18 protein-coding genes are annotated in these 20,106 nt (G+C 67.4%); 10 read left to right on the top strand and 8 right to left on the bottom strand.

Going from position 1 to position 20,106, the window contains the following annotated elements; all coding sequences use genetic code 11:
- Positions 1-52: 52 nt before the first annotated feature.
- Positions 53-1,207 (top strand): DegT/DnrJ/EryC1/StrS family aminotransferase, encoded by a 1,155-nt coding sequence (locus ACE3QW_RS09110; protein WP_374251290.1) that lies wholly within the window; start codon positions 53-55, stop codon positions 1,205-1,207.
- An 88-nt stretch (positions 1,208-1,295) separates the two neighbouring features.
- Here ACE3QW_RS09110 and ACE3QW_RS09115 read toward each other — a convergent pair whose 3' ends face one another.
- On the bottom strand, positions 1,296-2,402 hold the full coding sequence (locus ACE3QW_RS09115; RefSeq protein WP_029556885.1) for a polyamine ABC transporter substrate-binding protein: 1,107 nt from the start codon (positions 2,400-2,402) through the stop codon (positions 1,296-1,298).
- A gap of 107 nt (positions 2,403-2,509) precedes the next feature.
- Positions 2,510-3,913, bottom strand: a complete 1,404-nt coding sequence (locus ACE3QW_RS09120; protein WP_374251291.1) for a glutamine synthetase family protein — start codon at positions 3,911-3,913, stop codon at positions 2,510-2,512.
- 287 nt (positions 3,914-4,200) lie between these two features.
- On the opposite strand from ACE3QW_RS09120, the gene ACE3QW_RS09125 reads away from it, so the two are divergent.
- From ACE3QW_RS09125 to ACE3QW_RS09135, 3 genes are read left to right on the top strand one after another with little or no spacing between them, the layout of a single operon-like run.
- Entirely contained in the window at positions 4,201-5,718 is a 1,518-nt protein-coding gene (locus ACE3QW_RS09125; RefSeq protein WP_374251292.1) for a CHASE3 domain-containing protein, read from the top strand.
- Positions 5,711-6,148, top strand: a complete 438-nt coding sequence (locus tag ACE3QW_RS09130) for a response regulator (RefSeq protein ID WP_024277276.1) — start codon at positions 5,711-5,713, stop codon at positions 6,146-6,148. The genes ACE3QW_RS09125 and ACE3QW_RS09130 overlap by 8 nt, the downstream gene beginning before the upstream one ends.
- A gap of 11 nt (positions 6,149-6,159) precedes the next feature.
- Positions 6,160-7,269 (top strand): histidine kinase dimerization/phosphoacceptor domain -containing protein, encoded by a 1,110-nt coding sequence (locus ACE3QW_RS09135; protein ID WP_374251293.1) that lies wholly within the window; start codon positions 6,160-6,162, stop codon positions 7,267-7,269.
- 170 nt (positions 7,270-7,439) lie between these two features.
- Here the strand turns inward: ACE3QW_RS09135 and ACE3QW_RS09140 are convergent, their stop codons facing one another.
- The 3 genes from ACE3QW_RS09140 to ACE3QW_RS09150 form a co-directional block, all read right to left on the bottom strand.
- Positions 7,440-7,793 (bottom strand): ferredoxin, encoded by a 354-nt coding sequence (locus tag ACE3QW_RS09140; RefSeq protein WP_029556881.1) that lies wholly within the window; start codon positions 7,791-7,793, stop codon positions 7,440-7,442.
- Between the two features lie 199 nt (positions 7,794-7,992).
- Positions 7,993-9,015 (bottom strand): sulfate ABC transporter substrate-binding protein, encoded by a 1,023-nt coding sequence (locus tag ACE3QW_RS09145; RefSeq protein WP_374251294.1) that lies wholly within the window; start codon positions 9,013-9,015, stop codon positions 7,993-7,995.
- Between the two features lie 193 nt (positions 9,016-9,208).
- Complete coding sequence (locus tag ACE3QW_RS09150) at positions 9,209-10,195, bottom strand: aldo/keto reductase (RefSeq protein WP_374251295.1); 987 nt, start codon at positions 10,193-10,195, stop codon at positions 9,209-9,211.
- 87 nt (positions 10,196-10,282) lie between these two features.
- On the opposite strand from ACE3QW_RS09150, the gene ACE3QW_RS09155 reads away from it, so the two are divergent.
- The 5 genes from ACE3QW_RS09155 to ACE3QW_RS09175 all read left to right on the top strand — a co-directional run bounded on the left by ACE3QW_RS09155 (position 10,283) and on the right by ACE3QW_RS09175 (position 15,467).
- A complete protein-coding gene (locus ACE3QW_RS09155) occupies positions 10,283-10,942 on the top strand; it encodes a TetR/AcrR family transcriptional regulator (RefSeq protein WP_374251296.1) in 660 nt (219 codons plus the stop codon).
- Positions 10,943-11,056: 114 nt separating this feature from the next.
- Complete coding sequence (gene ndk, locus ACE3QW_RS09160; protein WP_024277270.1) at positions 11,057-11,479, top strand: nucleoside-diphosphate kinase; 423 nt, start codon at positions 11,057-11,059, stop codon at positions 11,477-11,479.
- Positions 11,480-11,659: 180 nt separating this feature from the next.
- Positions 11,660-12,367 (top strand): TerC family protein, encoded by a 708-nt coding sequence (locus ACE3QW_RS09165; protein WP_029556877.1) that lies wholly within the window; start codon positions 11,660-11,662, stop codon positions 12,365-12,367.
- 167 nt (positions 12,368-12,534) lie between these two features.
- Complete coding sequence (locus ACE3QW_RS09170) at positions 12,535-13,278, top strand: TerC family protein (RefSeq protein ID WP_250165115.1); 744 nt, start codon at positions 12,535-12,537, stop codon at positions 13,276-13,278.
- A gap of 68 nt (positions 13,279-13,346) precedes the next feature.
- Positions 13,347-15,467: a molybdopterin-dependent oxidoreductase gene (locus ACE3QW_RS09175; RefSeq protein WP_374251297.1), complete on the top strand. Its 2,121-nt coding sequence runs from the start codon at positions 13,347-13,349 to the stop codon at positions 15,465-15,467.
- A 245-nt stretch (positions 15,468-15,712) separates the two neighbouring features.
- Here ACE3QW_RS09175 and purN read toward each other — a convergent pair whose 3' ends face one another.
- Genes purN through ACE3QW_RS09190 form a run of 3 tightly spaced genes read right to left on the bottom strand, consistent with a single transcriptional unit; the run spans position 15,713 to position 18,413 of the window.
- Positions 15,713-16,372 (bottom strand): phosphoribosylglycinamide formyltransferase, encoded by a 660-nt coding sequence (gene purN, locus ACE3QW_RS09180; protein ID WP_250165112.1) that lies wholly within the window; start codon positions 16,370-16,372, stop codon positions 15,713-15,715.
- Positions 16,369-17,442 (bottom strand): phosphoribosylformylglycinamidine cyclo-ligase, encoded by a 1,074-nt coding sequence (gene purM, locus ACE3QW_RS09185; RefSeq protein WP_374251298.1) that lies wholly within the window; start codon positions 17,440-17,442, stop codon positions 16,369-16,371. The genes purN and purM overlap by 4 nt, the downstream gene beginning before the upstream one ends.
- A gap of 41 nt (positions 17,443-17,483) precedes the next feature.
- Entirely contained in the window at positions 17,484-18,413 is a 930-nt protein-coding gene (locus ACE3QW_RS09190; RefSeq protein WP_374251299.1) for a LysR substrate-binding domain-containing protein, read from the bottom strand.
- A gap of 123 nt (positions 18,414-18,536) precedes the next feature.
- On the opposite strand from ACE3QW_RS09190, the gene ACE3QW_RS09195 reads away from it, so the two are divergent.
- Positions 18,537-20,042, top strand: coding sequence for a catalase (locus tag ACE3QW_RS09195; protein WP_374251300.1), 1,506 nt, complete (start codon positions 18,537-18,539; stop codon positions 20,040-20,042).
- The last annotated feature ends 64 nt before the right edge of the window (positions 20,043-20,106 follow it).

Raw genomic sequence — 20,106 nt, forward strand, 5'->3', positions numbered from 1 at the left:
GGTGCGCGCCTGCGAAACGCCCGACGACCGGGCCTTCTGAAACGGACCAGAGATGACCTCTCCCGCGTCGGGCGCCAGCGCCCCCATCGCCTTCATTGACCTTGCCGCCCAGCGCGCCCGCATCGGCCGGCGCGTGGATGATGCGGTGCAGGCGGTGCTCGCCTCCTGCCGCTTCATCAACGGCCCGGAAGTGACGGAATTCGAGCAGAAGCTCGCCGCCTTCGCCGGGGCGAAATACGCCGTCTCCTGCTCCAGCGGCACGGATGCGCTGGCCCTGCTGCTGATGGCCTGGGGCGTGAAGGCGGGCGACGCCGTGTTCTGCCCGGCCTTCACCTTCTGCGCCACCGCCGAGGTGGTGCCGTGGGTGGGCGCAACCCCTGTCTTCGTGGACGTGAAGGAAGACACCTTCAACATGGACCCGGAGAGCCTGGAGCAGGCGATCCAGGTGGCCATCGAGCAGGGCCTCGACCCGCGCGTGGTGATCCCGGTGGACCTGTTCGGCCAGCCGGCAGACTATGACGCCATCCTGCCGATCGCCGAGAAGTACGGCCTGAAAGTGCTGTGCGACACCGCGCAGGGCTTCGGCGGCACCTGGAACAACCGGCGCACCGGTTCCATCGGTGATGCCACCGCCACCTCCTTCTTCCCCGCCAAGCCGTTGGGCGCCTATGGCGACGGTGGCGCGATCCTCACCGACAACGAGGAACTGGTGACAATCCTCAAGAGCCTGCGCGAGCACGGCCAGGGCGTGGACAAGTACCAGAACGTGCGCATCGGCATGACGGCGCGCCTCGACACCATCCAGGCCGCCGTGCTGCTCGAAAAGCTCGCCATCTTCGAGGAGGAGATCGCGGCGCGCGAGAAGGTAGCCCGGCGCTACAATGAACTGCTCAAGGATGTGGCCGGCGTGCCGGTGGTCGATCCGCGGGCGACGTCGGTGTGGGCGCAATACACCATCAGGCTCGCCCCCGGCGTGCGCGACGGCCTCGCCGAGAAGCTGAAGGCCGAGGGCGTGCCCACCGCCGTCTACTACCGCCTGCCCATGCACCTCCAGCCGGCCTATCGCCACTACCCCTCCGCCGGCGCCATCCTGCCGGTGTGCGAGGCGCTGGCGGAGGAGGTCATCTCCCTGCCCATGCACGCCTATCTGGACGAGGCGACGCAGGACCGCATCGTCGACGCGGTGAAGCGGGCGCTGGCGGCCTGAAGACGCAGGACGGACCCATAAAAAGGGCCGCGGGAGACGATCTCCCGCGGCCCTTTCTTTTTCAGGCCGGAATGAAACCGGCCGCGCCTCACTTCCCGCGCTTGAAGGTGTTCCAGGTCTTGGTGATGACCCGCTGCACCGGCGGCTCGTTGGTGGTGACGATGAAGAGGCGGTCGAACACCTCCTTCGTCGGATAGATGGACGGGTTGTCCATGATATCCTTGTCGATGAACTTCTGCGAGGCGAGGTTACCGTTCGCGTAGGAAATGAAGTTCGAGTTCTTCGCCGCCACCTCGGGCCTCATCATGTAGTTGATGAAGGTGAGGGCGTTGTCGATGTTCTTCGCATCCTTGGGGATGGCGAAGTTGTCGAACCACATGAGCGCGCCTTCCTTCGGCAGCGCATAGTCCACGTTCACCAGCTTCTTCTTGGTCTTCTTCGCCGCCTCCTGGGCGCGGGTCCTGGCCTGGTAGATGTCGCCGGACCAGCCGAGGGCGATACAGATGTCGCCGCGGGCGAGGGCGTTGATGTAGCCCGAGGAATCGAACTTCTTGATGTAGGGCCGGACCGTCATGAGCAGAGTGCCGGCCTTGGCGATGTCGTCCGGGTTCTTGGAATTGGGATCAAGACCCAGATACTTCATCGCGGTGGGGATCACCTCCTCCGGGCCATCGAGGAAATAGACGCCGCAATCCTTCAGCTTGGAGAGGATTTCCGGCTTGAACATGATGTCCCAGGTGTTGAGCGGGATGTCGCCGAGGCGCTCCTTCACCTTGTCCACGTTGTAGCCGATGCCGGTGGTGCCCCACATGTAGTTGACGGCGTGATCGTTGCCGGGGTCATACACGGCGAGGCGCTTCGTGACCTCGGGCCAGGCGTACTGCAGGTTCGGGATCTTGGACTTGTCGAGGGGGATGAACACGCCCGCCTTGATCTGCCGCTGCAGGAAGGAGCCGGACGGCACCACAACGTCGTAGCCGGTCTTGCCCGCCAGCAGCTTCGTCTCCAGCACCTCGTTGCTGTCGAAGACGTCGTAGCGGACCTTGATGCCGGTTTCCTTGGTGAAATCTTCCAGCACGGTCGGATCGATATAGTCCGACCAGTTGAAGACGTTGACGACCTTTTCCTGGGCCGTCGCCACGCCGGTAAGGCCGAGCGTGGCCACGACGACTGCAGCTAGCGTTTGGCGAAGCATCCGCCGTTCTCCTCTTGCGCGGGGCGGGCTTATCCTGCCGTCCCCGGTGGTGGAAGGCTATTGCGTTGCGGCACAACGCTCAACAGGAAACGGCCACGCCGCAGCGCTCAGAGGTAGGTGTCGTATTCCAGCGGTAGAATCTGCCGGGTGAAGGCGGCGAGTTCCTCCCGCTTCATCACGCCATAGATGCGGCGATAGTCCTCACCGAAGGCGCGGGCGATGAAGTCGGACGCAAAGAACCGCCGCACCGCCTCCTCCATGGAGGGGGAAAGGCGCTCGGCCGCGTGCTCGTAGGCATTGCCCGAGAGCGGCGCAGGCGGCTCGATCTCCCGCTCCAGACCCTCCAGCATGCCGGCGAGAATGCCGGCGAGGACGAGATGGGGATGGGCTTCCGCCCCGGCGATGCGATGCTCCAGCCGGCGGGCGGCGGGCGGTCCGTTGGGCACGCGCACGGCCACCGAGCGGTTGTCATAGCCCCAGCTGATGGAGACCGGCGCATAGGAGCCCGGCACGAGGCGGCGATAGCCGTTGTAGCTGGGCACGAACAACAGCGTGGAGTCCGCCATGGTGGCGAGCAGCCCGCCCGCCGCTTGGCGCAGCGCCCGGTCGCCCACGCCATCGGGCTTGGCGAAGAGATTGCCGCCGGCCGTCTCCATCAGGCTCACATGGACGTGCATGCCGTTGCCGGCGAAGTCCACGAGGGGTTTGGCCATGAAGCTGGCGCGCAGGCCGTGCCGGCGGGCGACGCCGTCGATGAGCCGGCGCAGCAATATGGCGTCGTCGGCTGCCGCCAGCGCGTCCACGCGATGGTAGAGATTGACCTCGAACTGGCCGGGCGCGGCCTCGGAGATCACCGTATCCGCCGGCAGGCCCTGCTGCTCGCAGGCGGCGCGCATGTCGTGGAGCACCGGCGCGAAGGCGTCGAGGTCTGACATGGAATACATGTTCTGCCGCGCCTGCCCGGTGGCGGGGAACACCGGCTCCGGCGGCGCGCCGGGTACGTCGGACGGCTTCAGCAGATAGAATTCCAGCTCGAAGGCGACGCAGGGGGCAAGGCCCCGCGCGGTGAAGCGGTCCACGATGCCGGCAAGCTGCTGGCGCGGATCGAGCTTCCACGGCGCGCCTTTGGCCGAGCCGTCGGGCTCATGCATGGTGATGAGCACCTGCGCGGTGGGCCGCGGCGCCCAGGGCACCGGCTTCAGCGTGCCCGCCACCGGCCAGCACAGACCGTCCTTGTCGCCGGTCTCCAGGTGGATCTCCGTGGCCTCCACCTCGCAGCCCCAGATGTCGAGGCCGAAGATGGAAAGGGGGATGGCCACCCCGTCCTTCCAGATCTTGGTGATGGACCGGCCGGGGATCCATTTGCCGCGCAGCACCGCGGACGTGTCGGGCAGAAGCACTTCCACCACCTCCGGCTCGCCGTAGGTGGAAAGATAGGCCGCGACCTCGTCGGCAGGCTCTGCTGTGGCAGAGGCCTCGTCGGGTCGGCGGCCGGGGAGTGTGACCGGCATGATACTCCGTCTTCAAAAAAGCGACGTTCAAGCCGCATCCAAGCGCTAACGCGGGGAACCTTCAAGCGAGTCCGCACTTATCACACCTTGAGCGGGCGCGGATTGATCCTGCAGAGGTTTCTTGTTACCGCGCCGCCGGAGAGGCGGGACGAAATGGGACAATGGGCGGCTCGCGCCCTCGGTGAGGCGGCTTCCGCGCGCGGCACGGGTCAGGCCCGCTCGGCCACGTCCGGCCGGCGGGCGCATTGGCGCGCGCGCCTTCTCATTCCGCCCGTTGGTGCCCCGTCATGACGGCTACCCTCGCCGAAACCGCCCCGCGCCCCTGGCAACGCCGCTTCGCGACACCGGGGCCGACTCTGCTCCTGCTGCTCGGCTTCGCCATCCTCGTCGCCATCAGCGCGTCGTCGATCTCCCTCATCCACCGTGCGCGGTCGGATGCGGAGAGCGTCGCCCATACGCTTCAGGTGATGAACGCCGTTTCCCAGCTGCAGGTCCTTATCCGCCGCACGGAAAGCGCCGAACGCGGCTACCTCATCACCGGACGCGAGGGTTTCGCCCGCTTCTATGAGCAATCAAAGGCCCAGACCGGGCCGACGCTCGAACAGATCGGCGCCCTCACCGCAGATAATCCCGAGCAGCAGCAGCGCGTGGCGGAGGCCCGGACCCTGATCGCCGAACGCCTTGCGTCCTACGAGCGGTCCATGGCGCTCAGGACCGCGGGCGATCTGGAGAGCGCCACCGCCGACCTTCGGGCGGATCGCACCGAGGGCGCCATGACCCGCCTCGGTACGCTGCTGGTGGAGATGAAGGCGGCGGAGACCGAGCTGCTCGACGAGCGGACCGACGCCTCCCACGACAGCACGGTCTGGCTCACCGTGGTCAGCCTCGCCGGCCTTGCGGTGGTGCTGGTCCTCGGTGCCCTCGCCCTCACCCTCAATCGCCGCCAGGTCGGCGCCTTGCAGGCGGCGCAGCGCGAGCTGGAGGCCGCCAACCAGGGGTTGGAGAAGCGCGTCGCCGAGCGCACCGCCGACCTCAAGGAAGCCAACGACGAGATCCAGAGCTTCGCCTACATCGTCAGCCACGATCTGCGCTCGCCGCTCGTCAACATCATGGGCTTCACCAGTGAGATCGAGGCCATGCGCGGCGACCTGTTCGAGCGCCTCGCCCAGCTGAGGGCGCAGGCCGGCGAGGCGCCGGAGGCCGATGCGCAGATCGCCGCCGACTTCGAGGAGGCGCTCGGCTTCATCAAGACGTCCATCACCCGGATGGATCGGCTCATCCACGCCATTCTCGCCTTGTCGCGGGAGGGCCGGAAGGAGTTCGTGCCGGTGGACGTGGACATGGGCCAGCTGTTCTCGAACCTGCGGGACAGCATGACTCACCAGCTTCATGAGGCCGGCGGTGAGATCGCCATCAAGCGCCTGCCGGTGATCCAGTCCGACCGGCTGGCGCTGGAGCAGATCTTCACCAACCTCCTCGACAACGCCTTCAAATACCGGCGGGACGACGTGCCGCTCCGGGTGGAGGTGAGCGCGGTGGATACGCCCGGCTTCGTCACCTTCGTCATTCAGGACAACGGACGAGGCATCGATCCCAAGGATCGCGGCCGGGTGTTCGAGCTGTTCCGCCGCTCGGGCCGGCAGGACCGCCCCGGCGAAGGCATCGGCCTTGCCCATGTCCGCGCGCTGGTGCGGCGCATGGGCGGCCTCATCTCCCTCGATTCCAAGCTGGGCGAAGGCTCCACCTTCAAGGTGACGGTGCCGCGCCGCCTGCCCACGGAGACCGGAAAGAAGGACCATGGTTGAGCACGTCACCATCATCATGATCGAGGACGACGAGGGCCATGCGCGCCTCATCGAGAAGAACATCCGGCGCGCCGGCGTGAACAACGAGATCGTCGCCTTCAGGGACGGCACCAGCGCCGTCAACTTCCTGTTCGGCGCCGATGGCAGCGGGCGGGAGAGCAGCGGGCGCGCGCTCCTCGTGCTGCTCGACCTCAATCTGCCAGACATGACCGGCGTGGAGATCCTCGGCCGCATCAAGCAGAACGAGCATCTCAAGCGCTCGCCCGTGGTGGTGCTCACCACCACCGACGACAAGGTGGAAATCCAGCGCTGCTATGACCTCGGCGCCAATGTCTATGTGACGAAGCCGGTCAATTACGAGAATTTCGCCAACGCGATCCGGCAGCTTGGCCTGTTCTTTTCCGTCATCCAGGTGCCGGAGACCGACTGATGGAATGCGCCGTGTCCGACCCTCTGGCAACCCAACTGGACGCGGCATCCGCTCCGCCGCCGCCGCTGCGCGTGCTCTATGTGGACGACGACCCCGCCCTCGGGCGGCTGGTGCAGCGCCAGCTCGGCCGGCTCGGGTTCGAGGTGGTTCCGGCCTTCTCGGGCGAAGACGGGCTGGCCCGGCTCGGCACCGAGCGGTTCGACGTGGTCGCCCTCGACCACTACATGCCCGGACAGGACGGCATGACCACCCTGCGCGCCATCCGCGCCCTCGATAACGCCCCGCCGGTGGTTTACGTCACCGGCGCGCAGGACGGGCGCCTCGCGGTCGCCGCGCTCAAGGCGGGCGCGGCCGACTATGTGGTGAAGGAGGTGCAGGCCGACTTCATCGAACTGCTGCGCGCCGCTTTCGTGCTGGCGGTGGAGCAGGTGCGCATGCGCCGCGCCCACGAGGCGGCGGAGGCCGAGATCCGCGCCGCCCGCGACCGGTTCGAGGCCCTGGCCGCCGAGCGCGCGCTGCTGCTGCGCGAGATGAACCACCGCGTCGGCAACTCGCTGCAGATCATCGTCTCGCTGCTCAACGTGCAGGCCGGCGCCACCGATGAGCCGCGGGTGAAGGAAGCGCTGAATTCCGCCCGAAACCGCGTCTCCGCCGTCGCGCAGGTGCACCGGCGCCTCTACACGTCCGACCAGATCGCCACCGTTGCGCTCGACCAGTATATCGGCTCGCTGCTGGACGACCTGCAGGTGTCGGCGCACCGGGAGCACGGCGGCATCACCCTCACCTACGATGCGGACCCCATCCACATCGACCCCGATCGTGGCGTGGCCCTGGGCATCATCGCCACAGAGCTCGTCATCAACGCCATGAAATACGCCTATCCCGACGGCGAGGGGCCGGTGCGGGTAAAGCTGAAGCGCATGGGCGACCGGCTCGACTTCACCGTGGAAGACGACGGCGCCGGCATCTCGCCGGACAAGCCGGCGAAGTCCACCGGCCTCGGCAACCGCATCGTCAAGGCCATGTCCATGAAGCTCGGCTGCGAGCCGACATTCGACCTGCGCGAGCGCGGCACCGGCGTGCGCCTCACCTTCCGCCTCGCCGATCCCGCCAAGGCGTGAGGCGCGCGGGCTTGCTTCGGCCTTCGGCCTGAGACCGCCGCATCCCCCGGCTCGTCCGGGGGATCCACCCCTCCGCGTGTCCGGATTGCCGGAAAACCGTCCCGGCCCGACCGTGGATCGTCCGCGCAAGGCGGGTGATGACAGCAGTGAGGAAGTTGCCCGCAGACTTTTCAGATGCGGGGAACGATGATGAGGCGTTCCACCGGCTTGCCGCCGAGGAGATGCTCGGTGACGATCTCGTCGATATCCTCGGGGGTCTTGGGTGTGTACCAGATGCCCTGGGGATAGACGACCATGATCGGCCCCGCCTGACAGAAGCTCAGGCAGCCGGCGGAGGTCATGGCGATGTCGCGGCGGCCGGAGGCTTCCAGCTTCTTGCCCAGGCGCTCCCACAAGGGCTGCGCACCGTTCGCCCCGCAGGAGCCGCGCGGATGCATCGGCGGCCGCTGGGTGAAGCAGCAGAAGACGTGGTGGGTATAGACCTGCGGGATATCGAGGACTTCGACTTCGGCGGCTTCGGACATGACGGCTCGCGGCTCGGTGGGCGTTCACTGGAGCCATTCAAATTGCATGCCGTCCCATCAAAGCCATCGGAAAGTTTCGGCCGTTCAAGGGAATAGCAGATGCAGAAGCGCCGGCGCCCTGGAGGGACGCCGGCGCGGGGGGCCGGACTGGCGGGAATGCGACACGGCGCGGCGCCCCCGCGCCCGACGCGTCACACGGTCATTTGCCCACGAACAGGCTGTCGAGCTTGCCGCCGGAGGCGAAATGGGTGGCCTGCACCTTCTCCCACCCGCCGAACACGTCCTCCACCTTCACGAGGCGGATGGGCGGGAACTGGCCCTTGAACTGCTCGACCACCTTGGGGTCCACCACGCGGTGGAAGGCCTTGGCCGCCACCGTCTGGCCGGCGGTGGAATAGAGGAATTCGAGATAGGCCGTGGCCGAGGCGCGGGAGCCGCGCTTGTCCACCACCTTGTCCACCACCGCCACCGGGAACTCGGCGAGAAGGCTCACGGACGGCACGACCGTGAGGAGCTTCTTGTCGGGATAGAGCCCCTCGATGGTGCGGGTCTCGGCCTCGAACGTCACCAGCACGTCGCCGGTGTCGCGCTCCACGAAGGTGGTGGTCGCCGCGCGGCCGCCGGTGTCGAACACAGGCACGTTTGCGAGCAGCTTCTTCACGAAGGCGTCCGCCTTGGCGGCATCGCCCTTGTTCTGCTCCAGCGCATAGGCATAGGCCGCGAGATAAGTGTAGCGCGCATTGCCCGAGGTCTTGGGGTTCGGGAAGATCACCTTCACGTCGTCACGGACGAGGTCGGACCAGTCCTTGATGTTCTTCGGGTTGCCCGCGCGCACGAGGAAGGCCGGGAAGGAATAATAAGGCGAGGCGGAATTGGGGAACTTCTTCGGCCAGTCCTTGGCCACATAGCCGGCCTTGGCGAGGGTATCCACGTCGATCACCTGGTTGAAGGTGACCACGTCCGCCTCCAGCCCCTCGATGACCGCGCGGGCCTGCCGCGACGAGCCGGCGTGGCTCTGGTTCACCGTCAGCTGCTGGCCGGTCTTCTCCTTCCAGAACGGGATGAACTCGGCGTTGATGGCCGTGAACAGCTCACGGGAGATGTCGTAGGAGACGTTCAGCAGCGTGTTCGGCCCCTGCTGGGCCAGCGATGGTGCGGCGCCGAACGGGGCCGCGGCCGCGCCGGCGAGCGCGGTGGCGAGGAGGGCGCGGCGGGTGATCATGGAACGTGCTCCCGATTTCACATTTCACAAATGATGAAATGTTATATTCACATGCACCGTGTCTAGCATGTGAAATCGGGACTGTGAACCTCCCGGCGCGCCGGCCACCCAGAAACTTTCCCCATGGGAATAGGAAAGGCCCGCGAACAGGTCGCGGGCCTTCAGAAATTGCGGGCGGATCAGACGTCCGGCGTCAGAGGTTCAGCATGGCCATGGCCGCCTCGGGATAGCGCGTGCCGGCCACGGCCTCGGGTGCGAAGAGCGCGTCGAGGGTGGCGACCTCCTCCGGCGAGAGGCGGATGCGGGTCGCAGCCACGTTCTCCTCCAGATACTTCTGCCGCCGCGTGCCGGGGATCGGGATCACGTTGTCCTGCTTGTTGAGGATCCAGGCCAGGGCGATCTGCGCGCTGGTGGCGCCCTTCGCCGCGGCGAAGTCCTTCAGCGCCTCCACCAGCGTGAGATTGGCCTTGAGCGCATCGCCGCTGAAGCGGGGATTGGCGCGGCGGAAATCGTCGGCGGCGAGCGTGTCGGGGCTCGTCACCGCACCGGTCAGGAAGGAACGGCCGAGCGGGGAATAGGCGACGAAAGCGACGCCAAGCTCGCGGCACGCCGCCAGCATTTCCTCTTCGGGATCACGGCTCCACAGCGAATATTCGATCTGCACCGCGGAGATGGGATGCACCGCGTGCGCCTTGCGCAGCGTCGCCACCGAGCATTCGGAGAGGCCGAGGAAGCGCACCTTGCCGGCCTCCACCAGCCCCTTCATGGCGCCCACCGTCTCCTCGATGGGTGTCTTGGGGTCCACGCGGTGCTGGTAATAGAGATCGATGGTGTCGATGCCGAGCCGTTCGAGGCTGGCGTCGCAGGCGGAGCGCACATAGTCCGGCGTACCGGAGACGCCGAGGCGCTCGCCATTGGGGCCGCGCACGTTGCCGAACTTGGTGGCGAGGATGACCTGATCGCGCCGCCCTTTCAGGAAGCGGCCGAGCAGGCGCTCGTTGTGGCCGACGCCGTACATGTCGGCCGTGTCGAAGAAATTTATGCCGAGGTCGAGAGCGGCTGCTAGGGTCGCGAGCGACTGTTCGTCGTCGCTCGGCCCATAGAATTCAGACATGCCCATGCAGCCGAGACCGATGGCGGACACGGACAGACCCGAGCGACCGAGGGAGCGATGGTCCATGGGGGACCTCATATGAAGGGGAAAGAAGGGTACAGCCAGGCGGACCCGCGCTGGCCACGAATGTAAACTACACCGTATAGTGTACTTATGTCAAGCGACAGTCCCTCCCCGCCGCCCGTGCCGGGCGCCGCGACCGATTTCGCACCGGCTGACGCCCGCCCGGGGCGCGACCGCCGCACCACCGTGCCGCGCATCCGCGCCGCCGCGCGCCGGCTGTTTCTAGAGCGTGGCTATGAGGGCACCTCCATGGACGCCGTCGCGGCGGCCGCCCCCGTTTCCAAGCGCACGCTCTACCAGCACTTTCCCGGCAAGGCCGAGCTGTTCGCCGCGGTCATCGACGACGCTTGGTCCCACTTCACCCGCGCGCCCATGCTGCCCGGCGACACCGCCGGCGATCCCCGAGCGGTATTGCGCGCGTATGTGGGGCGCCTCACCGAGCATTGGGAGCGGCCGGACGTAGTCCCGCTGCTGCGGCTGGTGATCGCCGAGGCGCCGCGCTTTCCGGAGCTGTCGCAAGCCTATTTCGCCGTGGGCAAGGAACCGGCTCTGAAGGGCCTCGGCGCCTATTTCGCCACCCTCGCCGGGGAAGGCCGCCTCGCCACCAGCGATCCGCAGCTGGCGGCGGCGCAATTCCTCGGGGCCATCAAGGAGCCGCTGTTCTGGCCGCGAGTGCTCGGCGTGCCGGTGGCGTTCGATGCCTCCGCCGCGGTGGAGCGGGCCATCGACGGGGTGCTGAAGGACCGCTGAGGGCGGGGCATTTCGCCCCTTCCCTTGCCCCTTGGGCGCCCCCCTGCTAAGAGCCGCGCCATCCGCGGGATGCTCGCGGCATTCCTTTTCCATGAACAGACAGGACGGTCCCCCATGGCGATCGAGCGCACTTTCTCGATCATCAAGCCCGACGCCACGCGTCGGAACCTCACCGGCGCCATCAATGCCGTCATCGAGAATGCAGGCCTCAAGATCGTGGCCCAGAAGCGCATCCGCATGACGCGCGAGGAGGCCGAGACCTTCTACGCCGTCCACAAGGAGCGCCCCTTCTTCGGCGACCTCGTGGCCTTCATGACCTCCGGCCCGGTGGTGGTGCAGGTTCTCGAAGGCGAGAACGCCGTCGCCAAGTACCGCGAAGTGATGGGCGCCACCAACCCGGCGAACGCCGCCGAGGGCACCATCCGCAAGCTGTTCGCCGAGTCCATCGAGGCGAATTCCGCCCACGGCTCCGACAGCACCGACAATGCGAAGGTGGAGATCGCCCAGTTCTTCTCCGGCAATGAAATCGTCGGCTGAACTGGTATTTGATTAGGATTCCGCGGCGCGCGATCGAATTTGTGCGCCGCGGCGTCCGGTTTTTGTTGAGCGTTCCCTTCCGGCAGAATAACGTAGCGTCAAAATCCAAAATACGGCGCACCAGACGCAGAATACAATCTGGCGGTGACGCTGACGCTCTAATGGCCCGGGGTAGGGATCATGTCGCTCGATTCACCAGTGCTCTGGCTGGCACTGCTGCAGATCATATGGATCAACGTCCTGTTGTCCGGCGACAACGCGGTGGTGATCGCCCTCGCCTGCCGCTCATTGCCGGAGAAGGTGCGCCGCACGGGCATCATCCTCGGCGCTGGCGTGGCCGTCGGCCTGCGCATCATCTTCACCGGCATCGTCGCGACACTTCTGGCCCTGCCGTGGCTGAAGCTCGTGGGCTCGCTCGCCCTCATGTGGATCGCGGTGGATCTCGCCAGCCCTGACGAAGGCGGCGAAGAGGCCATTCAATCCAGCGACAACCTCTGGAAGGCCGTAGGCACGGTGGCGGTGGCCGACATCGTCATGAGCCTCGACAACGTGGTGGCCGTGGCCGCCATCGCCGACGGCAACTGGTTCCTGCTGGTCTTCGGCCTCGCCATCTCCATTCCGCTCATCATCGCCGGCTCCTCGCTGGTGATGGCCCTCATCAACCGCTTCCCGCTGCTGGTCTGGGCCGGCGCGGCGCTGCTCGGCTGGGTCGCCGGCGACATGCTGCTCGGCGATGTGGCCATCATCGAGCGCCTGGGCGAAGAGACCACCCATCACCTCCACCGCATCGTTTCGGCCGGAGGTGCCGCGCTTGTCGTCGGCCTCGCGCTGGCCCTGCGCTGGTACAAGGGTCGGCGCGCGCACGCCCACGACGACCTCGCAGCCTGAGACGATCGAGACGAAAGGGGCCGCATCCGGCCCCTTTTTTCTGCCCTTCAATTGACGTAACGGAAGTTCTGCCGCGTCATCAACATGACGCAACGTAATAATAACTGCGGCGCGCCCAAACCCGAGGGCCCCGCCGCACTACCCGCCTGCACCCCATGGAGTGGACGATGGATTTCACCGCGCCGACCTTCTGGGTCGCCCTCCTGCAGATCATCTGGATCGACCTGCTCCTGTCCGGCGACAATGCGGTGGTGATCGCGCTGGCCTGCCGCTCGCTGCCGGCGAAGCAGCGCAAATGGGGCATCCTGCTCGGGGCTGGCGCGGCGGTAGGCCTGCGCATCCTGTTCGCGCTGGCGGTGTCCTACTTGCTCGGCGTGCCGTTCCTGAAGGTGGTGGGCGGCCTCTTGCTGTTCTGGATCGCCATCAAGCTCGTCACCGACAATGGCGGCGATGCCCACGAGGTGGCCGCTTCGGACAGCCTGTGGAAGGCGGTGCGCACCATCGCCATCGCCGATGCGGTCATGAGCCTCGACAATGTGGTGGCCATCGCCGCCGCCGCGCGCGGGCACTGGGAATTGTTCGTGTTCGGCCTGCTGCTGACCATCCCGCTCATCATCTTCGGTTCGCAGCTGCTGCTCTCGCTGCTCACCCGCTTCCCCATCCTCATCTGGGCCGGCGCGGCGCTGCTCGGCTGGATCGCGGGGGAGATGCTGGTGGGGGACGTCATGGCGCTCAGCTACCTGCAGCACATCAACCCGGCGCTGGTGAAGGTGGCGGAGGACGGGCTGCACCCGGCCGCCCTGCCCCATTATGTGGCCAGCACCATCGGTGCCCTCTTCGTGCTGGGGCTCGGCTACGTCCTGCGCAACCGCGAGCGTGACCGCGCCGCCGAGGCCGGGCACGGCGCCTGAGCCTCTCCTAACGTAAGACCTGAAAAGGGGGCGACGGAACGCGTCGCCCCCTTTATTGTCTCGGGGCCATGAACGTCCATGCCCCGACCGTTTCGCACACCGCCCACAGCACGGTTGCGACCCACCCGTCCGTCTGTCCCCATGACTGCCCGTCCGTCTGCGCCCTGAAGGTGGACGTGATGGCCGACGGCCGCATCGGCCGGGTGCATGGCTCCAAGGACCAGCGCTATACCGCCGGCGTCATCTGCGCGAAGGTCGCCCGCTACGCCGAACGGGCGAACCATCCGGACCGCCTGACCCATCCCCTGCTGCGCACCGGCCCCAAGGGCTCGGGACAGTTCACCCGCATTTCGTGGGACGAGGCGCTGGACCGGGTGGCCGAAGGCCTCCTGAAGGCCGAGCGCGAGCACGGGGCGGAGTCCGTCTGGCCGTACTATTACGCAGGCACCATGGGCCTCGTGATGCGCGACGGCATCAACCGGCTGACCCATGTGAAGCGCTATTCGCGCTTCTTCGCGTCCATCTGCGTCAATCCCGCCTGGAGCGGCTACATGGCCGGCGCCGGCCAGATCTCCGGCGTGGACCCGAGCGAGATGGCCTCTTCCGGCCTCATCACCCTGTGGGGCACCAATGCGGTGTCCACGCAGGTCAACGTGATGACCCATGCCATCCACGCCCGGAAGAAGCACGGCGCAAAGATCGCGGTGGTGGATGTCTATCGCACGCCCACCATGGAGCAGGCGGACATCCCCCTCCTCATCCGCCCCGGCACCGACGGGGCGCTGGCCTGCGCGGTGATGCACGTTCTGTTCCGCGACGGCCTCGCCGACCGCGCCTATCTGGAGCGCTACGCCCGCGACGCAGCCGCGCTGGAGGCGCATCTCGCCACCCGCACGCCCGAATGGGCTTCCGCGCTCTGCGGCCTGCCGGTCGATGAAATCGAGGCCTATGCGCGGCTCGTGGGCACGACGCCCGCCTCCTATTTCCGCATCGGCTATGGCTTCTCCCGCAGCCGCAACGGCGCGGTGAACATGCACTCGGTGGCGTCCATCCCCGTGGTGGCCGGAAGCTGGCAGCATCTCGGCGGCGGCGCGCTGCACTCCATGTCCGGCACCTATGGCTGGCGCAAGAAGATGATCGAGGGGCTCGACCGGCTCGATCCCACCGTGCGCGCCCTCGACCAGTCCCGCATCGGCCCCATCCTGATGGGCGAGGCCGATGCGCTGGCGGGCGGCGGCAAGGTGGCGGCGCTGTTCATCCAGAACACCAATCCGGTCGCCGTCGCTCCCGAGCAGGAGAAGGTGAAGCGCGGCTTCGCGCGGGACGACCTGTTCGTCGCGGTCCACGAGCAGTTCATGACCGACACGGCGAAGATGGCGGACATCGTGTTGCCCGCCACCATGTTCACCGAGCATGACGACATCTACGGCGCGGGCGGCCATCCCCACATCCAGATCGGCACCAAGCTGGTAGAGCCGCCGGGCGAGTGCCGCACCAACCACGACGTGATCTGCGCCCTGGCCGCACGCCTCGGTGCCGAGCACCCCGGCTTCGCCATGACCGCCCGCGAGCTGATCGACTGGACCCTGCGCGAGAGCGGTCGCGGTCCGGTGGAAGCGCTGGAGGACGCCCGCTTCATGGACGTGGGCCAAGACTTCCGCGCCGCCCATTTCCTCGACGGCTTCGCCCACCGCGACAAGCGTTTCCACCTCGCGGTGGACTGGGCGAACCTCGCATTCCCCGCGCCCGGCAAGTTCGGCCCGGTGGCGGACATGCCGGCTTTGCCCGACCATTGGGCGGTGATCGAGGAGGCGGATGCAGACCATCCCTTCCGGCTCGTCACCGCACCGGCCCGCAACTTCCTCAACTCCTCCTTCACCGAGACCCCCACCTCGCAGGAGAAGGAGGGCGCGCCCTCTTTGCTCATCCATCCGGAGGACGCAGCGGCGCTGGGCGTGGCCGAGGACGATCTGGTGGCGGTGGAGAACCCGCGCGGGCGGGTGGAGCTGCGCGTGCGGCTGTTCGACGGGCTGCGGCGCGGTGTCGTGGTCTCCGAGCAGATCCAGCCGGCCGGCGCCCATCGCGGCGGGCACGGCATCAACACGCTGACAGGCGCCGACCCGGTGGCGCCAGTGGGTGGCGCGGCCTTTCATGACAACAAGGTGCGGGTGGTGAAAATCGGGGCGTGAGGCTCTCACGCTCGGCCGACTGCAACGAAACGTCAGCGCCGTGGAGCGAGAGCAGGCACGAGGTCAGTTCCCCGGACAAGCGACGGCGCAGCCGGAGCGCTGATCCGGGGTCCAGCGCAAGAGCTCCGCGCAGCGGGGCAATGCCTGGGTATCGCAGATCGGGAAGCGCCTGCGGCGGTCTTTTGCGCTGGGCTCCGGCTCGCATTCCGCTGACGCTCCATGCGTCCGGAGCACGAGGGCTGCCCTCACACCCCTGGCGAAACCAGCGGCGGCAGCCCGCCCTTGGCGCCGGTGATCTCCACCCGCTCGTCGGCGACCTTCAGCCGGCCGGCGGCCAGAAGCTCCAGCCCCTTGGGATAGATCACGTGCTCCTGCGCCAGCACCCGGGCGGCGAGGACGTCCGGCGTGTCGTCGGCTTCCACCGGCACGGCGGCCTGGAGAATGATCGGCCCCTCGTCCATCTCGGCGCGCACGAAATGAACGGTGCAGCCGTGGAACCGCACGCCAGCCTCCAGCGCCCGCTCGTGGGTGTGCAGGCCCTTGAAGCTCGGCAGGAGCGAGGGGTGGACGTTGATCATCCGGTTGCGCCAGCGCTCCACCAGCCAGGGCGTGAGCAGGCGCATGAAGCCGGCGAGGCATACGATCTCGATGCCCTCGGCCTTCAGATAGGCGTCGAGGGCCGCGTCGAAGGCGAGGCGGTCGGAATAGCCCTTGTGCGAGAGCACGAGGGTCGGCACGCCATGTTCCTTGGCGAAGTCGAGGCCGGCGGCGTCCTCGCGGTTGGAAAGGACCAGCGCGATCTCGGCCGGAAAATCCGGCGCCTCGGCGGCCTTCACCAAAGCCGCCATGTTGGAGCCGCGACCGGAGATGAGGATCGCGGTGCGTTTCGGCGCCGCCTCGCTCATGACGCGAACCCGAAGTCGGCGGCCCCGTCATAGACCACATGGGCCGCGCCGGCACCGGGCTCGATGACGCCGAGGCGGATCACCGTCTCGCCCGCGGCGGCGAAGGCGTCGGCCACCTCTTCCTCGCGCTCCACCGGCACCACCACGGCCATGCCGACGCCGCAGTTGAAGGCGCGCAGCATCTCTTCCGGAGCCACCGCGCCGACGCTGGCCAGCCAGCGGAAGACCGGAGGAACGATGAGGTTCGACAGGTCGATGCGGGCGATGGTCCCGGCCGGCAGCACGCGCGGCAGATTCTCGGTGATGCCGCCGCCGGTGACATGGGCGAGGGCCTTCACCGCGCCGGTCGCGCGGATGACGGAGAGCACGCTCTTCACATAGAGCCGGGTGGGCGTGAGAAGCGCGGTGCCGAGGTTCTGACCCGTGTGGAAGGGGGCCTCGTCGGTCCAGGCGAGGCCGGAACGCTCGACGATGCGGCGCACCAGCGAATAGCCGTTGGAATGCACGCCGTCCGAGGCGAGGCCGAGGATCACGTCGCCCGGGCCAACATCCTTGCGCGGCAAAAGCTCGGTGCGCTCGACGGCACCGAGGGAGAAGCCGGCGAGGTCATAGTCGCCGTCGCGGTACATGCCCGGCATCTCGGCCGTCTCGCCGCCGATGAGGGCGCAGCCGGCTGCCTTGCAGGCCCGCGCGATGCCCGCGACGATATGGGCGCCCACATCCGGCGCGAGGCGGCCGGTGGCGAAATAATCGAGGAACAGCAGCGGCTCGGCGCCCTGCACCACGAGATCGTTGACGCACATGGCCACGAGGTCGATGCCGATGGTGTCATGCACGCCGGTATCGATGGCGATCTTGAGCTTGGTGCCCACGCCGTCGGTGGTGGCGATGAGGAGGGGATCGGCGAATCCCGCCGCCTTCAGGTCGAACACGCCGCCGAAGCCGCCGATGTCCGCGTCGGCGCCCGGCCGGGCGGTGGCCTTCACCAGCGGCTTGATGAGATCGACGAGCCGGTTGCCCGCATCGATGTCCACGCCCGCGTCGCGGTAGGAAAGTCCGTCCTGAGCCATAGGATCCCCGTCTTTGCGCGGGGCTTAGCCGCGAACGCGGGTCAAAGCAAGGCAGAGCGCCGGTCTTCGCCGTCTTGCACAGCCGGGCGGCAGGCCCGGACCATGGCGGCGACCTGCTCCACGTCGTCCCGGAACGGCAAAGTGCGCCGCCAGACGAGGCCGATGGAGCGCGACGGCGCCGGATCGGGAAAGCGCAGCAGCCGCACGCGCGGGATGCGCCCGCCCTCTGATGCAACGAACATCTGCGGCAGCAGCGTCACGCCCTGCCCGTTGGCGACCAGCTGGGCCAGCGTGGACAGGCTGGAGGCGCCGAAGCGCCGCAACTGGCGTGCATCCACCTTGCGGCAGACGTTGAGCGCCTGGTCGCGGAAGCAGTGGCCGTCCTCCAGCAGCAGGAGGTCGGCGGCAAGGATGTCCTCGGCGGCGGCGGTCTCGCCCGGAAAATCCGCCGAACTTTCGGGAACGGCGAGCAGGAACGGGTCCTCGAACAGCGCCTTGGTCTCCAGCGCCGGGTGCTCCACCGGCAGGGAAAGGATGACGAGGTCGAGGTCGCCATGGGCGAGGTCGTTCACCAATTGCTCGGTCTGGCTCTCCCGGAGCGCGATCTCGACGCCCGGCCAGCGCCCCGCCATCTCCGGCAACAGGCGCGGCAGGAGATAGGGCGCGATGGACGGGATGACGCCGAGCCGCATCCGCCCCTCAAGCAGGCGCCCGCGATCGCGGATGGTGCGTTCCATGTCGGCAAGGGCCGCGAGCACGCCGCGGGCGCGGGAGGCCGCCTCCTCGCCCACCGGCGTCAGCCGCACACCGCTGCGCCCCCGCTCGACGAGGCGCACACCCAGCGCCTCCTCCATCTCGCGGATCTGCATGGAAAGGGCCGGCTGGGTGACGGCGCATTCCTCCGCCGCGCGGCCGAAATGACGGTGGCGGGCGAGGGCGTCGAAGTAGCGGAGCTGACGGGTGGAGAGCACACGATAAGATTACCTTATCGAAAACTCAATGCAATCTGATTTGTGCTTATTCCAACTCACGGCCATCCTGCGCCCCGGATGATCCGCAGCCGTCACGGCGCGAATCCAAGCAGGGAGCCCTTCATGACGCGACCCACCCTCACCACCACCGCCGGCAATCCCATCGCCGACAACCAGAATTCGCTCACCGCCGGTCCGCACGGTCCGGTACTGATGCAGGACTACCAGCTCCTGGAGAAGCTCGCCCACCAGAACCGCGAGCGCATTCCCGAGCGCGTGGTGCACGCCAAGGGCTGGGGCGCCCACGGCACGCTGACCATCACCGGCGACATCTCGAAATACACCAAGGCGAAGGCCCTCCAGCCCGGCGCGCAGACGCCGATGATCGCCCGTTTCTCCACGGTGGCCGGCGAACTCGGCGCGGCGGATGCCGAGCGCGACGTGCGCGGCTTCGCGCTGAAGTTCTACACCCCCGAGGGCAACTGGGACCTCGTGGGCAACAACACCCCGGTCTTCTTCGTCCGCGACGCCTACAAGTTCCCGGACTTCATCCACACCCAGAAGCGCCATCCCAAGACCAATCTGCGCTCGCCCACCGCCATGTGGGACTTCTGGTCCCTCTCCCCGGAGAGCCTGCACCAGGTGACGATCCTGTTCTCCGACCGCGGCCTGCCCGTGGGCGTCAGGAACATGAACGGCTACGGCTCGCACACCTATTCCTTCATCAACGAGGCGGGCGAGCGCTTCTGGGTGAAGTTCCACTTCAAGACCCTGCAGGGCCACAAGCACTGGACCAATGGCGAGGCCACCGAGGTGGTCGGCCGCACCCGCGAATCCACGCAGGAGGACCTGTTCACCGCCATCGAGCGCGGCGAATTCCCCAAGTGGAAGGTGCAGGTGCAGGTGATGCCGGAGCTGGATGCGGAGAAGACCTCCTACAATCCCTTCGACCTCACCAAGGTGTGGCCGCACGGCGAGTATCCGCCCATCGACATCGGCGTCATGGAGCTGAACCGCAATCCGGAGAACTATTTCAACGAGATCGAGCAGGCGGCCTTCTCGCCGTCCAACATCGTGCCCGGCATCTCCTTCTCGCCGGACAAGATGCTGCAGGCCCGCATCTTCTCCTATGCGGACGCCCACCGTTATCGCCTGGGCACGCATTACGAGCACCTGCCGGTGAACGCCGCCAAGTGCCCGGTGCACCACTACCACAAGGACGGCGCCATGCGGTTCTTCCCGCAGATGACCGGGAATACCGACGCCTATTACGAGCCCAACTCGTTCAACGGCGCCGCCGAAGACGCCAAATATGCCGAGCCGCCGCTGAAGATCTCGGGCGATGCCGAGCGCTACAGCCACCGCATCGGCAATGACGACTTCTCCCAGCCCCGCGCCCTGTTCGAGCTGTTCGACGCCGGCCAGCGCCAGCGGCTCTTCAGCAATCTCGCGGCGGCCATGTACGGCATTCCGCAGGAGATCGCCGACCGGCAGATCGCCCTCTTCACCAAGGTCCACTCGGAGTACGGGGCGGGCGTGAAGGCGGCGCTGGAGCACGAGACCCGGACCAAGGCGGCGGAGACGGCGCAGCAGCAGAAGAACCCGGCAGGCCCTGTCGCCGCCGAGTGACGTGATCCCGGAGCGGGGGTTTGCCGGGAGCCCCGACCCGGCAAACGGAAAGGGGGCGCGCCTT

It is taken from the genome of Xanthobacter sp. (assembly GCF_041911315.1).
Lineage (GTDB): Bacteria > Pseudomonadota > Alphaproteobacteria > Rhizobiales > Xanthobacteraceae > Xanthobacter > Xanthobacter aminoxidans.

Coding starts and splice junctions, on each gene's coding strand:
- purM (WP_374251298.1), bottom strand. CDS start 17,442: ATGGCTCAGGACGGACTTTCCTACCGCGACGCGGGCGTGGACATCGAT.
- ACE3QW_RS09115 (WP_029556885.1), bottom strand. CDS start 2,402: ATGCTTCGCCAAACGCTAGCTGCAGTCGTCGTGGCCACGCTCGGCCTT.
- ACE3QW_RS09110 (WP_374251290.1), top strand. CDS start 53: ATGACCTCTCCCGCGTCGGGCGCCAGCGCCCCCATCGCCTTCATTGAC.
- ACE3QW_RS09150 (WP_374251295.1), bottom strand. CDS start 10,195: ATGGACCATCGCTCCCTCGGTCGCTCGGGTCTGTCCGTGTCCGCCATC.
- ACE3QW_RS09145 (WP_374251294.1), bottom strand. CDS start 9,015: ATGATCACCCGCCGCGCCCTCCTCGCCACCGCGCTCGCCGGCGCGGCC.
- ACE3QW_RS09125 (WP_374251292.1), top strand. CDS start 4,201: ATGACGGCTACCCTCGCCGAAACCGCCCCGCGCCCCTGGCAACGCCGC.
- purN (WP_250165112.1), bottom strand. CDS start 16,372: ATGAGCGAGGCGGCGCCGAAACGCACCGCGATCCTCATCTCCGGTCGC.
- ndk (WP_024277270.1), top strand. CDS start 11,057: ATGGCGATCGAGCGCACTTTCTCGATCATCAAGCCCGACGCCACGCGT.
- ACE3QW_RS09120 (WP_374251291.1), bottom strand. CDS start 3,913: ATGCCGGTCACACTCCCCGGCCGCCGACCCGACGAGGCCTCTGCCACA.
- ACE3QW_RS09140 (WP_029556881.1), bottom strand. CDS start 7,793: ATGTCCGAAGCCGCCGAAGTCGAAGTCCTCGATATCCCGCAGGTCTAT.
- ACE3QW_RS09130 (WP_024277276.1), top strand. CDS start 5,711: ATGGTTGAGCACGTCACCATCATCATGATCGAGGACGACGAGGGCCAT.
- ACE3QW_RS09170 (WP_250165115.1), top strand. CDS start 12,535: ATGGATTTCACCGCGCCGACCTTCTGGGTCGCCCTCCTGCAGATCATC.
- ACE3QW_RS09175 (WP_374251297.1), top strand. CDS start 13,347: ATGAACGTCCATGCCCCGACCGTTTCGCACACCGCCCACAGCACGGTT.
- ACE3QW_RS09155 (WP_374251296.1), top strand. CDS start 10,283: ATGTCAAGCGACAGTCCCTCCCCGCCGCCCGTGCCGGGCGCCGCGACC.
- ACE3QW_RS09165 (WP_029556877.1), top strand. CDS start 11,660: ATGTCGCTCGATTCACCAGTGCTCTGGCTGGCACTGCTGCAGATCATA.
- ACE3QW_RS09195 (WP_374251300.1), top strand. CDS start 18,537: ATGACGCGACCCACCCTCACCACCACCGCCGGCAATCCCATCGCCGAC.